The 12,451-nt window shown below is 34.6% G+C and carries 10 protein-coding genes and 4 tRNA genes; 4 read left to right on the top strand and 10 right to left on the bottom strand.

All coding sequences use genetic code 11. From position 1 onward, the window contains the following. Window positions 1-67 precede the first annotated feature (67 nt). The 4 genes from AC5LXV_RS14845 (at window position 68) to pflA (ending at window position 3,365) form a co-directional block, all read left to right on the top strand. On the top strand, window positions 68-1,090 hold the full coding sequence (locus tag AC5LXV_RS14845; RefSeq protein WP_110432734.1) for a TerC/Alx family metal homeostasis membrane protein: 1,023 nt from the start codon (window positions 68-70) through the stop codon (window positions 1,088-1,090). 43 nt (window positions 1,091-1,133) lie between these two features. Next, window positions 1,134-1,712 carry a TerD family protein gene (locus AC5LXV_RS14840; RefSeq protein WP_110432735.1) on the top strand — a complete coding sequence of 193 codons (579 nt, stop codon included), beginning with the start codon at window positions 1,134-1,136 and terminating at the stop codon, window positions 1,710-1,712. Between the two features lie 18 nt (window positions 1,713-1,730). Continuing rightward, complete coding sequence (locus AC5LXV_RS14835; protein WP_110432736.1) at window positions 1,731-2,306, top strand: TerD family protein; 576 nt, start codon at window positions 1,731-1,733, stop codon at window positions 2,304-2,306. Between the two features lie 282 nt (window positions 2,307-2,588). Then, window positions 2,589-3,365, top strand: coding sequence for a pyruvate formate lyase 1-activating protein (gene pflA, locus AC5LXV_RS14830; protein ID WP_219999672.1), 777 nt, complete (start codon window positions 2,589-2,591; stop codon window positions 3,363-3,365). Between the two features lie 47 nt (window positions 3,366-3,412). On the opposite strand, the gene rarD is transcribed toward pflA, so the two are convergent. From rarD to recA, 10 genes are all read right to left on the bottom strand, one after another. Continuing rightward, complete coding sequence (rarD, locus tag AC5LXV_RS14825) at window positions 3,413-4,309, bottom strand: EamA family transporter RarD (RefSeq protein WP_110432737.1); 897 nt, start codon at window positions 4,307-4,309, stop codon at window positions 3,413-3,415. Window positions 4,310-4,378: 69 nt separating this feature from the next. Next, a complete protein-coding gene (serS, locus tag AC5LXV_RS14820; protein ID WP_110432738.1) occupies window positions 4,379-5,671 on the bottom strand; it encodes a serine--tRNA ligase in 1,293 nt (430 codons plus the stop codon). Between the two features lie 1,442 nt (window positions 5,672-7,113). Beyond that, window positions 7,114-7,190: transfer RNA gene (locus tag AC5LXV_RS14815), tRNA-Arg, on the bottom strand. Between the two features lie 19 nt (window positions 7,191-7,209). Beyond that, window positions 7,210-7,286: transfer RNA gene (locus tag AC5LXV_RS14810), tRNA-Arg, on the bottom strand. 17 nt (window positions 7,287-7,303) lie between these two features. Beyond that, window positions 7,304-7,380, bottom strand: a tRNA-Arg gene (locus AC5LXV_RS14805). Window positions 7,381-7,398: 18 nt separating this feature from the next. Then, window positions 7,399-7,491, bottom strand: a tRNA-Ser gene (locus tag AC5LXV_RS14800). A gap of 123 nt (window positions 7,492-7,614) precedes the next feature. After that, the gene (gene csrA, locus AC5LXV_RS14795; RefSeq protein WP_110432739.1) at window positions 7,615-7,815 is read right to left on the bottom strand and encodes a carbon storage regulator CsrA; all 201 of its coding nucleotides are present in this window, start codon (window positions 7,813-7,815) and stop codon (window positions 7,615-7,617) included. A gap of 141 nt (window positions 7,816-7,956) precedes the next feature. Then, entirely contained in the window at window positions 7,957-10,590 is a 2,634-nt protein-coding gene (gene alaS / locus AC5LXV_RS14790; RefSeq protein ID WP_493466900.1) for an alanine--tRNA ligase, read from the bottom strand. Between the two features lie 196 nt (window positions 10,591-10,786). Then, complete coding sequence (locus AC5LXV_RS14785; protein WP_493466899.1) at window positions 10,787-11,287, bottom strand: regulatory protein RecX; 501 nt, start codon at window positions 11,285-11,287, stop codon at window positions 10,787-10,789. Then, entirely contained in the window at window positions 11,287-12,333 is a 1,047-nt protein-coding gene (gene recA / locus AC5LXV_RS14780) for a recombinase RecA (RefSeq protein WP_110422730.1), read from the bottom strand. The genes AC5LXV_RS14785 and recA overlap by 1 nt, the downstream gene beginning before the upstream one ends. Window positions 12,334-12,451 lie beyond the last annotated feature (118 nt).

Here is a 12,451-nt window from a genome sequence, read left to right as displayed (position 1 = left end):
ACATAGGTATGATAATAAAACATTATGTTAGAGCTAAAAGCAATGTAAATATGTAATTAGGATGAAAATGATAAAATTTCTCGGTTTTCCAATACAAACAACGATTGTATTTGTATGTTTATTAGTAGGTGCCTTATTTATCGATTTATTTACCCATCGAAAAGATAAGGTTATTAGTTTAAGAAGCGCTATATTATGGTCGGTATTTTGGATCGTCATATCACTGTTATTTGCAGTTTATCTTTTCTATAGCTATGGTTCAGAAGTTGGTAGCTTATTTATAACGGGCTATGCATTAGAAAAGGTGTTATCCATTGATAATTTGTTTGTAATGATGGCTATTTTCTCTTGGTTTTCAATACCTAGCAAATATTGGCATCGAATTCTTTATTGGGGAATCATTGGTGCTATTATATTCAGAGGAATTTTTGTTATCATCGGAACAGGACTGCTTAGCTTGGGTTCTTATGTTGAATTAATCTTTGCTGTTGTGGTCGGTTGGACAGCTGTTATGATGCTTAAAAATGATGATAATGATGAAGAAATAGAGGATTATTCTCAACATTTAGCTTATCGTTTAGTGAAACGAATTTTTCCTGTTTGGCCTAAAATCTATGGGCATAACTTCTTTATTAATAAAAAACAAGTTAACGAGGAGTTAGCTAAGCCAGAAAATAAAGATTTAGTAGTTAAGAGTAGTGCAAAAGCAACCATTTTCGCTACCCCTTTATTTCTCTGTTTAGCTGTCATTGAAATTTCTGATGTTATGTTTGCATTTGACTCTGTACCTGCGGTCATTGCCGTGAGCCGTGAACCATTGATCATATATAGTGCAATGATGTTTGCAATTTTAGGTCTACGTAGTATGTATTTCGTATTAGATGCTTTAAAACGATATTTAGTACATTTAGAAAAATCAGTAATGGTGATATTATTTTTCATTGCGCTAAAATTATTTTTAAATGCAACTGATCATTTATGGGGTCATGGTTATAACATTTCAGCTACAACAAGCTTAATTATCGTACTGACAATTTTAGCACTCGGCATCATAGCCAGTTTGCTATTCCCTTCTAAATCAGAAGAGTAAATAAAAATAAGTTAATATAAATAAATCAAACAAGGAGTTAAATATGGGTGTTTCTCTTTCTAAAGGTGGCAATGTCTCTTTAAGCAAAACCGATCCGGGTATGAAAAATGTATTAATCGGATTAGGATGGGACGTACGTGCCACTGATGGTCAAGATTATGATCTTGATGCATCGGTTTTTCTTTTAGCTGAAAATGGCAAAGTTCGTAATGATTCAGATTTTATATTCTATAACAACTTACGTTCAGCAGACGGCTCCGTTGAACATACCGGGGATAATAGAACAGGCGAAGGCGATGGTGATGATGAATCAATTAAAATCAAACTTGAGAAAATCCCTGCGGATGTTGCTAAACTCGTTTTCGTCGTTACTATTCATGATGCAGCAGCGAGAAGACAAAGTTTTGGTCAGGTAGAAGGTGCTTTTATTCGATTAGTTAATGATGATACCCAGATCGAAGTTGCGCGATATGATTTAACTGAAGACGCTTCAACTGAAACGGCAATGTTATTTGGTGAACTATATCGCCATAATGGTGAGTGGAAGTTCCGTGCTGTTGGTCAAGGTTATGCAGGTGGTTTAGCTTCTGTTTGTGCTCAATATGGTATTAACGCATCTTAAAGTTAGAAGGAATTAAAAATGGCTGTATCACTAGTAAAAGGTGGGAACGTATCATTAACAAAAGAAGCACCAACTATGACAGTGGCAATGGTTGGATTGGGCTGGGATGCACGAGTTACTGATGGAAAAGAATTTGACTTAGATGCATCTCTATTTATGTTAAACGAAAATGATAAAGTACTATCGGATTCTCATTTTATTTTCTTTAATAATAAAAAAAGTCCATGTGGTTCTATAGAACATCAAGGGGATAATAGAACCGGAGAAGGAGATGGCGATGATGAACAAATTAAAATCAACTTATCTCAAATCCCTGATAATGTTAAAAAGTTAGTTTTTAGCGTTACCATTTATGATGCCGAAAATCGCAAACAAAATTTTGGTATGGTTTCTAATAGTTTCATTCGTATATATAATAATGATAATGAAGTAGAAATCGCACGTTTTGATTTATCTGAAGATGCATCAACAGAAACAGCAATGGTTTTTGGTGAACTCTATCGTCATGGTTCAGAGTGGAAATTTAGAGCTGTTGGTCAAGGATTTGCTGGTGGTTTAGCCGCAATGGCATCACAATATGGTGTTGCTGTTTAAATTAATAATTATTTATATGGCTAGTTACCATTCTTGTATAAACTAGCCTGTATATAATAATTAAAAAGACTCAACATAATTGAATCCTCAAATTTGATATAAGAATAACACTCTATAAGTGTTATTCTTATATATTTGTCATAACAATCTAATGTTGCCTAACTAAATTCGCTATAATTAATAAATATTAACTAATATTTAATTGATGCAATTGGTGTAAGCTAATTTTAAGTGAGTTAAAATATACAAAAGAATGATGTGAGCAACTATTAGAGAATTGTTATGGAACAAAATATTATTATGACAACTGAACAACCCATCAAAGGCCGAATTCACTCTTTTGAATCATTTGGTACTGTCGATGGACCTGGTATTCGTTTTATTGTCTTTTTTCAAGGTTGCTTAATGCGTTGCTTGTATTGTCACAATCGTGATACATGGGATTTAAAAGCTGGGCGTGAAGTCACTGTTGATGAATTGATGAAGGAGATTGTCACTTATAAAAGCTTTATTATGCCTAACGGTGGCGGTGTAACGGCATCAGGTGGTGAAGCTACTTTACAAGCAGAATTTATTACTGAATGGTTTAAAGCTTGTCATGCAGAAGGAATTCATACCTGTTTAGATACCAATGGATATGCTCGGCAGCTCGATCACACTATTGAAGATTTATTGGAAGTAACCGATCTTGTCATGTTAGATTTAAAGCAAATAAATGATGAGATACATAAAAAATTAGTTGGTGTTCCTAATAAACGCGTTTTAGATTTTGCCAAATATCTACAAAAGATTAATAAAAGAACCTGGATCCGCTATGTGGTTGTACCTGGTTGGACCGATGACGATAATTCAGCACATTTGCTTGGTCAATTTATTCAGGGAATGGAAAATATAGAACGTGTAGAGTTACTACCATATCATAAACTTGGTGCCTATAAATGGGAGACTATTGGTGACAAATATATGTTAGAAGGGGTAGAAGCACCACCAAGAGAAACGTTGGATCGAATCCAAACAATTATAGAAAGTTACGGACATTATGTAACATTCAGCAAATAAAAAACTTCAACATAAATAAGGCGCTTAAAATCGCGCCTGTTAACCTTCTATTTTAATCTTTTCCTTCTCACCGCCCGTAACAGATAGAGGATGCCTTCAAGCGCTAGGACACAAACAGATAGCCAAATCAGTCCGTAAGACACAATATGTTCACTAGATACTGATTCATGCAAAAATAATACTGAAACAAGGGTAAGTAAGACTGGTTCTACGTAGCCTAGTAGTCCAAATAATCCGAGCGGTAATAGTCGTCTGGCAACAAAATACATGGCAAAAGCGATAGCCGTAATAATTCCTAGCATTGGAATAAAAATATGAAAGTGTGATAGATCACTAATAACGCGATTGAAAGGATAATTTAGAATAAAATAAATAAGGCATCCAAGAAATATAAAAAAGAAATCTGAAAAGGTTCCAGAAATCCCCTCTATTTGTAGTTTACGGCGGGTCATAAAGTAGATAGGGTAACCCAAGGCAATGACCGCGGTTTCCCACGAAAATGCACCAGTAATGTAGATTTCTAGAATAACACCAATACCGGCGAGAACAACGGCAATTTTTTGAAAAATACTCAGTCTTTCTTTATAGAAAATTTGGCCAAAAACAACCATACTTAATGGTAATAAAAAGTAGCCAAGCGAAGCAGATAATCCGTGGCCATTTATTGGCGCCCAAATAAAGATCAACATCTGGATAGTAAGTAAAAATGAAGAAAACAACAATCCTACTAAAAGGAATGGTTGATTTTTAATTCGAGTAAATAGGGCTGATATTGATGACCACTGCTTTTCAATAAAAATTAATACCACAATAGCGGGAAAAGATGTTAATAACCGCCAACAAAAAATGTCGACGACTGATAAAGGTTGTAATAATACCGGGTAGTAATAAAGTAACCCAAAAAGACATGATGCCAGTATTGATAGTGCAACGCCTTTTATCATCTTATTCACCTACATTAATAAAAAAATAGCGCTAATTGATAGCGCTATTACGAATATAACAAATTCATGTTAGCCAATGAATTCAAGACCATTCATATATGGTACTAATACTGATGGTACTTTGATTGTGCCATCGGCTTGCTGGTAGTTTTCCATGATGGCTACAAGAGTTCGTCCAACCGCTAAACCTGAACCATTTAGGGTATGTACTAAATAAGTTTTATTATCAGTTTTATTGCGATAACGCGCTTGCATTCGACGAGCTTGGAAATCCCACATATTTGAACAAGAAGAGATTTCTCGATAAGTATTTTGTGCAGGAACCCAAACTTCAAGATCATAAGTTTTACAAGAACCAAAGCCCATATCACCTGTACAAAGGATAATTTTACGATATGGTAGTTCTAATAATTGTAAAACTTTTTCTGCGTGAGCGGTTAGCTCTTCTAACGCTTTCATTGATTCTTCAGGTTTAACAATTTGTACCAATTCAACTTTATCGAATTGATGCATACGAATCAAACCGCGAGTATCTTTACCATAAGATCCGGCTTCAGAACGGAAACAAGGCGTGTGTGCGGTCATCTTCATTGGTAAAACACTTTCATCAAGAATCTCATCACGGACTAAATTTGTAACAGGAACTTCAGCCGTAGGAATCAGGGCATAATTACTACTTTCAGATTCTTCATCAAGAGGTTTTGTATGGAATAGATCACCAGCAAATTTAGGTAATTGACCAGTACCAAATAGGGTTGCATGGTTCACAAGATAAGGAACATAAATTTCCGCGTAACCATGTTGTTCGGTATGCAGATCTAACATAAATTGCGCAATGGCTCGGTGTAAGCGAGCTAATTGTGATTTCATCACCACAAAGCGTGCACCAGTAAGTTTTACACCGGCTGCAAAATCCAGACCACCAAAACGTTCACCTAAAGCGACATGATCTTGAATTGGAAAATCAAAGCTTCTTGGTGTTCCAAAACGAGACACTTCAACATTATCGTTTTCATCTTTACCATCAGGCACCGAGTCATCAGGAACATTTGGAATGTTGGAGGCGATATCTTTAATTTGATTTAGGAGGATATCTAGCTCTGCTTTAGCACTGTTAAGCTTTTCCCCTAATTTGTTTACTTCTTCTCGTACTGCTGAAATATCTTCACCACGAGCTTTAGCTTCTCCAATTGCTTTAGAGCGAGCATTACGCTGTGCTTGTAAGTTTTCAGTTTCAACTTGTAATGTTTTGCGCTTCTCTTCTAATTGTCGAATAGTTTCGACATCTAATTTAAATCCACGACGTGCTAGTTTGCTAGCAACAAGATCTAATTCGTTTCGAAGTAAATTTGGGTCCAACATAAAAAAAGTCCATTATCGTTTATTAATGTTATCTGATTAATTTTTTATTTCAGTTATATATAAATAAAAAATATGATGAATATGAAATTTGTGAGCTTAGTATACTAGAATTATATCGGGATTCAACCGAAGTGCTATACCCGAAAAACTCAAACTGACATTCATAAATCTATTTAGTTCAATTGGATAAAAAATAATTATTCTTTATATGTGCAAATCTTAACCATATAAAAATTTAATTATTATTTTTTGTTGCTTATATTGCCGAATATTTTAACTTGCCTATTATTAATAAAAGACATAACAAATACAAGTTATTAACGATCATTTTTTAATAAATTTTACAATAAAGATAATTTACTACTTTCTAAATCGATTTTGCTATTTTTTATAAAAGTAAATCAAATTGTAAATCAGCTATTTATTACCATTGGTATATTCTGTTGATATAGATCTTATTAACATTTTTAAATGAAAATATTTGAATGGCTGTTATTCGTGATGGATAGAGTAAACCATATCTTATATTAAACTGCTAAACCGATAATATTATCGCTTTAACGTTTTGAATTTTTACTTGCCAAGAGATAAATTGATCAATAACCAGATAAAATAACCAGATAAAATAACCAATATTTCAATTGTAGCTGGAATCAATTGCGAGTTATATCGTTCATTCCTCCAAGCATTATAACTATTGTATTCGTTATTGTTGCTTTACTGTTAAGTATTGTTGCTAAGAGTAATATAAAAATTGTGATAAACGTGGTTGAGGTTTTGCAACGACAATAATCGTTTGTAACATTATCGTTTTTAAATCATGATTTTTCATGATTGTCGTCCTCGACATCATCTTTTTATCAGCTTCTGATGAATATCAAAAAATAAAAGAAATGTTGTGATAAGCTTAGCACTGACAGAGTTAGGTTATTATGATTTAGAAAACATGATTAACTACTTAGTAACCATTACATCCTTTCTGCAATAAAAACATTTTATATCCAATATTCTAAACTAATATGTGTTGCTAATAGTTTTGTTTAGTTCTTCAATTTTATTATTGAGTATGTAGATAAAACAACTAAGCAATTATATTTAGCTACTTCTCAATGTTCTTTTTATGAATCTTCAGTTTTAAAGTTGCTGCACAAATTTTATTTTGCTTTAAAAGTGTGAATATTAGCTTTTAATCTTGCGTAAAACGCATTTTAAGGCTTAGTTAGGGTTTTGAATAGGGTAGGGGATAGGTGAACCTAAAAAATCGTTGTAGTAAGTTCTATATTGGTATTATTAAACGTTGTTAAGATAGGCAATAGGTTAGATATAACATTGAGTAAAAGTAGATTCTGTTTTAGTGTAGGTATTATTTTTAAGGTTGTTATTATTCAATGCGATTGTTTGATTGATTATTATAAATCGAAGAATAGTTTAGGATGCTTAAATGGCGCACCCGAAGGGATTCGAACCCCTGACCGCTCGGTTCGAAGCCGAGTGCTCTATCCAGCTGAGCTACGGATGCTTGTAAGTTCGTAAAAAAATGGTGCATCCGAAGGGATTCGAACCCCTGACCGCCCGGTTCGTAGCCGGGTACTCTATCCAGCTGAGCTACGGATGCACATTAGGTTTTTAAAATGGTGCATCCGAAGGGATTCGAACCCCTGACCGCCCGGTTCGTAGCCGGGTACTCTATCCAGCTGAGCTACGGATGCATATCTTAATTTTAAAAATGGCGGTGAGAGAGGGATTCGAACCCTCGATGCAGCTTTTGACCGCATACTCCCTTAGCAGGGGAGCGCCTTCAGCCTCTCGGCCATCTCACCAAAACATTATGACTCTGCTTTAACGACAAAATCATAATGTGTGGCGCACATATTACGTTCTCCAAAAAATAAGTCAAACATTTTTTTGCGAACACGTGCTAGTTGTTTATTTAGTGCCCAATATTACTCTTTGGGTTGAACTTTTTCATCAATTTTGTCTTGCGATTGATGAATTCTGTTGTAGATCTCTTCTCTATGAATAGAAACTTCTTTAGGTGCGTTAATACCGACTCTGACTTGATTACCTTTTACGCCCAAGACGGTAATAACAACATCGTCACCAATGATAAGTGTTTCACCTATTCTCCTAGTTAAAATTAACATTAGATCTCCTAATATCAGTTAAGTATATATCCAAACAATTTTAAGATATAGCTTCGTCAGCCCCCCATCGGATAAGGCAAAAAGACGGAATTTTACAGAAATACACTAATGCCCAATTAAACAACACAGGAGTATTTCTGGCTAACTTGCTTGTAATTTATGACTGATTTCCTTTTTTACAGAAGATAAAGCTTCTGGTAACGCCGAAAGATCCATTCCACCTGCTTGAGCGAAATCAGGCCGCCCACCGCCTTTACCACCTACTTTTAATGCTAATTGAGATACTAATTCGCCAGCTTTAACAATGTTTAATAAATCATTGGTTACACCAGCTGCTAAATTAATTTTGCCATCATTGACAGCAGCCAAAATAATTACACCACTTTTTAATTGATTTTTCAGATCATCAATCATTGTACGTAACATTTTAGCTTCGACGTTATCGACTTTAGCAATTAGTAAGTTTTTATTATTAATTTTTTCACATTGATTAAGCAATTGCCCACTTTGTTGGCTAGCTTGTTCAGCTTTCAACCGTTCAATTGCTTTCTCTAATGTTTTGGTTTGATCAAGTAACTGTTCTATTCTTGATAAAACAGCTGATTTATCACTTTTAACCAATAAGCCAATTTGGTTTAATAAATTGGATTCATGGTGGATATATTCCATCGCATTTTGACCTGATGTAGCTTCAATACGACGTACTCCTGATGCAATACTTGACTCAGAAATAATTTTAAATAAACCTATATCTCCAGTTCTATCAACATGGGTACCACCACAAAGCTCTATAGAGAAATCGCCCATGGTTAAAACTCTAACAATATCTTCGTATTTTTCACCAAATAGTGCCATAGCACCTCTGTTTTTAGCCTCATCAATAGGCATTAATTCTATGTCTACTGGTAAGTTTCGTCGAATTTGCTGATTAACTAAATTTTCTATTTCGACAATTTGTTCTGGTGTAATGGCTTGATTGTGTGAAAAGTCAAACCGAAGATAACTGTTGTTTACTAAAGAACCTTTTTGATGTACATGGTTACCTAAAATAGATTGTAAAGCTGCTTGTAATAGATGTGTTGCTGAATGATTACGACGAATACGTTCGCGTATTTCAACATCAATTGCAGCGGTTACTACATCTCCAACTTTTAATGTACCTTTGGTAACTTTACCTATGTGACCAATACTTTTGCCGTATTTTTGGCTGTCAGTGACGTCAAATACTAAATCAGCAGAAGTTAGAATACCTTTATCACCAACTTGGCCACCAGACTCACCATAAAATGGCGTTTTATCTAGAATAACAACTGCTTCGTCACCCGCATTGATCGCCTCTACTTTATTGCCATTTTGGAAAATAGCAATCACTTTTCCTGAGGCTTCATTAGATTGATAACCTAAAAATTCAGTTTTATCATCAAGTTTAATCATATTGCTATAATCAACACTAAATGAACTGGATTCACGAGCTCGTTTTCGTTGTTCTTCCATGCATTGATTAAAACCATTTTCATCAATAGTGATATTTTTCTCACGGCAGACATCAGCGGTTAAATCTAATGGAAAGCCATAAGTATCATAAAGTTTAAATGCAATATCACCTGGTAATACGTTGTCAGTAATTTTACTTAACTCTTGATCAAGTAAGAATAGGCCTCGTTCCAATGTTTTTAAGAACTGCTCTTCTTCAATCTTAAGCGTATCTTCAACTAATTTTTGGTTAGTTGCTAATTCATTAGCGGCACTTCCCATTACTTCAATTAATGGTTTAACCAATTTATAGAAGAATATATCTTTAGCGCCTAACATATGTCCATGACGTACTGCGCGACGAATAATTCGACGTAATACGTAACCTCGTCCTTCGTTTGAAGGTAGGACGCCGTCAGCCACTAAAAAAGCACAAGAACGAATATGGTCAGCAATAACTCTTAATGATTTACTTTCTAAATCTTTGGTTTGAATGATTTCAGCTGCATTTTTTATTAGTTTCTTAAATAGGTCAATATCATAGTTAGAATTGACGTGTTGTAAGACTGCAGCTATCCGTTCAAGCCCCATACCCGTATCAACAGACGGTTTAGGTAAAGGTTCCATTGTACCATCAGCGAGACGATTAAATTGCATAAAGACGAGGTTCCAAATTTCAATAAATCGATCGCCATCTTCCTCGGCACTTCCTGGCGGCCCACCCCAAATATGATCGCCATGGTCATAAAAAATTTCTGTACAAGGCCCACAAGGTCCAGTATCACCCATTTGCCAAAAATTATCAGAGGCATATGGGGCTCCTTTATTATCACCTATGCGGATAATACGTTCTTTAGGAATACCAATTTCATTTTCCCAAATAGCGAAAGCCTCATCATCTGTTGCATAAACAGTAACCGTTAATCGATCTTTAGGAAGATTAAACCATTTTTCACTGGTTAATAATTCCCAAGCAAAATGAATCGCATCACGTTTAAAATAGTCGCCAAAACTGAAATTACCTAACATTTCGAAAAAGGTATGATGCCGAGCAGTATAACCTACATTGTCAAGGTCATTGTGTTTTCCACCAGCTCTCACACAACGTTGAGATGTGGTTGCTCTGGTATAAGGTCTTTTATCAATACCAAGAAACACATCTTTAAACTGATTCATCCCTGCATTTGTAAATAAAAGTGTTGGATCATTATGTGGAACAAGGGAACTACTGGCAACGATTTCGTGTCCTTTGCTATGGAAAAAGTCAAGAAAACTTTGACGAATTTCTGTAGTGCTTTTCATTTATGCTTCCATATTAAACGATAAATTTTTAGACATAGTAATATACCCGTTACAACTTAAGTTGAAAAGTAAATATTCTTAAAACAGCGATTGATCTAGTTACTATTAATAAAGTAATAAGGAATAAAATTAAAAGATCTTGAGAGCTTATTATATAATGGGCATTTTTAATTTATATTGTAGGGACTATAGTAGTTTAAGTCAACATACTATATACAGTTTTTATGTCAAATTGTGTAAATCCTTTGGCAATCAAAAATTGTTTTACTTTTTGTTTTTGTTGATTATCACAAGGGTCGATAAATTTAAACTTTTTTAACAATTGTTGATGCGCAATTTCTGACCAATTGATATCCGCTGTATCTAATAGTTCTCGACTAAGATCAGATGATAATCCTCGTTGCTTTAATTCTAAACTAATTTTGTATTTTCCATAACCTTTATTAGCGCGCATAGCAATATATTTTTCAATATATTGTTTATCATCCATCCAACGTTGATTAGTACAATAGCCGATGACATCTGCTATTTCTGTTTTTAATTGGCTTAATTGCTCTGGAAAATCATCTTCTGAGCAGGTTATTTTTTTGCTGAAAAACAAAGTTAGTTTTCTGGTTAGCTCACATGATGAGTGATCACGCTGTGCAAGTAATTGCACAGCTTTATTTAAGATTAATTTATTTAGTTTTTTTTCCATTACTCAAAACTTTCATCTTCTGTTGAAATATCTTCATCATCAGCAGAGAAAACCGCAGGACTATTTAATAATAAATCGCGTAATTTAGTTTCAAGCTCTTTGGCGATTTCTGGATGTTCTTGTAAAAACTTAATTGAATTCGCTTTACCTTGACCTACTTTTTCGCCATTGTAGCTGTACCATGCTCCGGCTTTATCTACTAATTTATGTTTAACACCTAAATCGATCAATTCGCTTTCTTTAGAGATACCGCATCCGTAAAGAATTTGGAATTCTGCTTGTCTAAATGGTGCGGCTACTTTGTTTTTAACTACTTTAACTCGAGTATCGCTTCCAATAACATCTTCACCTTCTTTTACTGCACCAATACGACGGATATCTAAACGAACAGATGCATAGAATTTTAAGGCGTTACCACCGGTAGTTGTTTCTGGATTACCAAACATCACGCCTATTTTCATACGAATTTGGTTAATGAAAACAACAAGGCAATTGGCATTTTTGATATTAGCGGTTAATTTACGTAAAGCTTGGGACATTAAACGTGCTTGTAATCCCATATGAGAATCGCCCATTTCTCCTTCAATTTCTGCTTTTGGTGTTAATGCCGCAACCGAATCGACAATAATCACATCAACAGCACCAGAACGAACTAATGCATCACAAATTTCAAGTGCTTGTTCACCAGTATCAGGCTGAGAAACTAATAGATCATCAACTTGTACGCCTAACTTGGCTGCATAGATTGGATCTAAGGCATGTTCAGCATCGATAAATGCACAGGTTTTACCTTCTTTTTGTGCTTGCGCAATAACTGATAATGTTAATGTTGTTTTACCTGATGACTCTGGTCCAAAGATTTCAACGATTCTACCCATTGGTAAGCCACCGATACCTAAAGCAATGTCTAACCCTAAAGAACCTGTTGAAACGGCGTCAACATCTAACGTTTGAGTATCCCCTAAACGCATGATTGAACCTTTACCAAATTGTTTTTCGATTTGGCTTAATGCTGCAGAAAGTGCTCGTTGTTTGTTTTCATTCATATAATAAAATTCCAATAAGTAAGGATATTGGATGACATTATACTGTATTGTTATACAGTATCAAGTTTTTTTTATAAACATTTATAAAATTGTTAATTCTGTGAAATTGTTCACAAAA

The organism is Gilliamella sp. LMG 34359 (assembly GCF_984569085.1).
The sequence above is the reverse complement of the archived record's forward strand: the minus strand, read 5'-3'. Positions and strand labels throughout refer to the sequence as shown.

Bases quoted from the DNA above. Each gene is read 5' to 3' on its own strand.
- AC5LXV_RS14845 (WP_110432734.1), top strand. From the start codon at position 68: ATGATAAAATTTCTCGGTTTTCCAATACAAACAACGATTGTATTTGTA.
- AC5LXV_RS14840 (WP_110432735.1), top strand. From the start codon at position 1,134: ATGGGTGTTTCTCTTTCTAAAGGTGGCAATGTCTCTTTAAGCAAAACC.
- AC5LXV_RS14835 (WP_110432736.1), top strand. From the start codon at position 1,731: ATGGCTGTATCACTAGTAAAAGGTGGGAACGTATCATTAACAAAAGAA.
- pflA (WP_219999672.1), top strand. From the start codon at position 2,589: ATGGAACAAAATATTATTATGACAACTGAACAACCCATCAAAGGCCGA.
- rarD (WP_110432737.1), bottom strand. From the start codon at position 4,309: ATGATAAAAGGCGTTGCACTATCAATACTGGCATCATGTCTTTTTGGG.
- serS (WP_110432738.1), bottom strand. From the start codon at position 5,671: ATGTTGGACCCAAATTTACTTCGAAACGAATTAGATCTTGTTGCTAGC.
- csrA (WP_110432739.1), bottom strand. From the start codon at position 7,815: ATGTTAATTTTAACTAGGAGAATAGGTGAAACACTTATCATTGGTGAC.
- alaS (WP_493466900.1), bottom strand. From the start codon at position 10,590: ATGAAAAGCACTACAGAAATTCGTCAAAGTTTTCTTGACTTTTTCCAT.
- AC5LXV_RS14785 (WP_493466899.1), bottom strand. From the start codon at position 11,287: ATGGAAAAAAAACTAAATAAATTAATCTTAAATAAAGCTGTGCAATTA.
- recA (WP_110422730.1), bottom strand. From the start codon at position 12,333: ATGAATGAAAACAAACAACGAGCACTTTCTGCAGCATTAAGCCAAATC.